2 protein-coding genes are annotated in these 2,037 nt (G+C 61.2%); one reads left to right on the top strand and one right to left on the bottom strand.

Annotated features, from left to right (window positions below):
• The first annotated feature begins 438 nt into the window (after nt 1-438).
• Nucleotides 439-930: an ATP-binding protein gene (locus IAE77_RS00065; RefSeq protein ID WP_294219609.1), complete on the top strand. Its 492-nt coding sequence runs from the start codon at nt 439-441 to the stop codon at nt 928-930.
• Nucleotides 931-982: 52 nt separating this feature from the next.
• Here the strand turns inward: IAE77_RS00065 and IAE77_RS00070 are convergent, their stop codons facing one another.
• Entirely contained in the window at nt 983-1,900 is a 918-nt protein-coding gene (locus tag IAE77_RS00070) for a DUF2493 domain-containing protein (protein ID WP_294219610.1), read from the bottom strand.
• Between the last annotated feature and the right edge of the window lie 137 nt (nt 1,901-2,037).

Here is a 2,037-nt window from a genome sequence, read left to right on the forward strand (position 1 = left end):
CCAAGAGGGGGGTCAAAATTACACGCCGATCCCCCTCACAACGGGGTCAATCTTCCATGCCGAAACACACCTATCGCTGCAATGGATGCGAGTATAGCGAGGATGATCATAGTGGTGGCCTCCGTGCCAAAGGTCTGACGGTTGCGCCTGCCACCACCACCACGGCGCGAACGCACTATAGCTGAAGATCGAGTGCGCCGGGAGCGGAAATCGGGGCGGATTTACGCCTGGGCGAGCCCGGTTGCCCCGATTAGGGGGCAAAAGGATCGATCTCATGGACGATCGCCGCGCACGCTGCCATATTTAAAAGGTGAACTTCGTGATTCACATTGCGGTTGCGATCAGCAAACGAATTAAGCGCCCGGCCTGATGCGTCGGGTCGGGCTTTTCCGAATGTGAATGTCATGACGTTAATCACGTCCTCGAAAGTTTATGCTCATGTCCTCGAATGAACCTACGTTGCATATCGTGTGCGGCAAGATAGCGGCTGGAAAGTCGACGCTTACAAGTGCTCTGGGAAGAAGGCCAAACACGATCGTTATGAGGGAGGATTATTGGCTCTCTCGACTTTACCCTGGTGAACAGAATAGCTTGGCCGAATACGTTCGAAATTCGACCAGGTTGCGCGATGCTATGACCGCGCACGTGATTGACCTCTTACGGAGTGGAATTTCGGTCGCGCTCGATTTCCCCGCTAATACACCCGCCAGTCGAGCGTGGATGCGTACTCTGTTCAAAGAAGCAGGATGCGCGCATCAGCTGCATTATCTCGATGTTGCGGATGAGGTATGCAAAGCCCGACTTCGCGAACGGAATCAGAGAGGAGAGCACGAATTCATTGTCAGCGATGAAGACTTCGACCTCTTCACCAGTTACTTTGTGCCGCCCTCGGTTGACGAAGGGTTCAAGGTGGTGCTGCATCATTTGTAGAGTTTCGATTGGCCGTAGCTTTGCAGCGCGTTAGCGGCGTAGGCGGCGGCGCTTACGCGCCGCCGAACTTCCAGACGGGGATACCGAGCTTCTTGGCCTTGTCGGCGAGATTGTCCTGGATGCCCGTGCCGGGGAAGATGATGACCCCGATGGGCATGACCGACAGCATCTGATCGTTGCGCTTGAAGGGTGCAGCCTTGGCGTGGCGCGTCCAATCGGGCTTGAACGCCACCTGCGGCACCTTTCGGGCATCGGCCCAGCAGGCGGCGATCCGCTCGGCGCCCTTGGGCGAGCCGCCGTGGAGCAGCACCATATCGGGGTGCTTGGCGTGCACCTGGTCGAGCTTGGCCCAGATGAGCTTGTGATCGGCGGTGTCGCCGCCGGAGAAGGCGATCTTCGGACCTGCGGGCATCAGCACGTCGCTCTCAGCCCGCCTGCGGGCGGCGAGGAAGTCGCGGCTGTCGATGAGGGCGGCAGTCAGATTGCGATGGTTCACCATGGATCCGGTGCGTGGGCGCCATGCTGACCCGGTTTGACGCTCAAAGGCCTCGGCCGCCTCGTCCCGCATCTGTTCAAAGGCGTCGCGGCGCTCAGTGAGGCTCTGCCCCTCAGTGATCAGGCGTTCCAGTTCCACCGCGCGCACCTCGCTGCCGTCCTGCTCCTGCTGGCTGCGGCGCTGGCCCTGCTCGTTGTCGTCGAGGGAGCCCGAGATGCGGCCGGCGGCACGGTGGAAGAGATAGACCGTCGACCACAGGAGATCGGGGAGGTCCGGGTCGAGACGGGTGTCCTGGAGCGTCGCGATGAGCGCATCGAAGATGTCGGCGATGGCACCGGTGATGCGGTCGGCCTCGGGCAGCGGCCGGGGATCAGTTTCGTCGTCTGCGGGACGGTAGCCGTAGAGCTGGAGTTCCTGCAGCAGGTGATCAGTTGGAGAGGAAGCATGGCGGGGGTCGTCGTGCTCTGTGCTCATGGGAGGCTCCGTCGGTTGGACCGCAGCCTTGCGGCCTTCATGGCGACGAAACCGGCGGGCCTGACGGCCCTGCACCCCGCGGGAAGCGCGGGGCCGGAGCGTGAGCGGAGGATGGCGAAGGCCGGGGATTTTGCTTC

The sequence above is a fragment of the Prosthecobacter sp. genome (genome assembly GCF_014879935.1).
In the GTDB taxonomy this organism is placed as follows: domain Bacteria; phylum Verrucomicrobiota; class Verrucomicrobiia; order Verrucomicrobiales; family Verrucomicrobiaceae; genus Prosthecobacter.

Excerpts from the sequence above, each read along its gene's own strand:
- IAE77_RS00065 (WP_294219609.1), top strand. The coding sequence starts at position 439 with ATGTCCTCGAATGAACCTACGTTGCATATCGTGTGCGGCAAGATAGCG.
- IAE77_RS00070 (WP_294219610.1), bottom strand. The coding sequence starts at position 1,900 with ATGAGCACAGAGCACGACGACCCCCGCCATGCTTCCTCTCCAACTGAT.